General features: G+C 47.5%; 1 protein-coding gene. It reads left to right on the top strand.

Going from position 1 to position 816, the window contains the following annotated elements; genetic code table 11:
* The coding region (locus A3738_RS27135) for an aldehyde dehydrogenase family protein (RefSeq protein WP_156504533.1) at positions 1 to 816 on the top strand (816 nt) is incomplete at both ends.

Below are 816 nucleotides of genomic sequence, written 5' to 3'. Positions count from 1 at the left end.
ATGCGGCAACGCTATGATTCTCAAACCGTCTGAACAGGTCCCGTTGGCAACCATGCGTTTAATAGAGTTGTTTGTAGAAGCGGGCGCACCTGCAGGTTTGGTTCAAGTGATCCATGGCGACAAGGATCAGGTTAATTATCTCTTAAATCATGAAGACGTTGTCGCGACATCTTTTGTTGGCTCTGTGCCGGTCGCTGCGCACGTGTATCGCACGGCAACCAATCAGTTAAAGCGCGCTCAATGCTTCGCGGGTGCCAAGAATCATATGGTTGTTATGCCTGATGCCGATAAGGCAACTGTAATGAATGCACTAGTGGGCGCTACGGTAGGCGCTGCAGGACAGCGTTGTATGGCGATTAGTGTCATTGTATTTGTCGGCGAAACAATTAAGTGGGCTGACGACTTAGCAGAGCGCTTGAGAAATGTGAATCCAGGTGCGTGGGATGACCCTAATGCTGCGTTTGGTCCGGTGATTACACCGGCAAGCAAACAAAGAATTGAGTCATTGATCGAGTCTGGAATTACGCAAGGAGCGACATGTTTAGTTGATGGGCGAGGCGTCGTTGTTGACGGATATCCAGATGGAAACTGGGTCGGGCCGACGCTCTTTAAAGATGTTTCTACTGATATGGATATATATCAACAAGAAATATTCGGCCCAGTAGTATGTTGTATTAATGTTGATTCTCTGGATGCAGCCTTGGATTTGGTTAACAGCAGTCCTTATGGCAACGGTACGTCTATATTTACTCAGTCTGGGATCAGTGCTCGCCGTTATCAGCACGAGGTTGAAGTTGGTCAAGTGGGTATTAATTT

It is taken from the genome of Oleiphilus sp. HI0066 (genome assembly GCF_001635725.1).
This window is presented reverse-complemented; position numbering and strand designations above follow the sequence as displayed.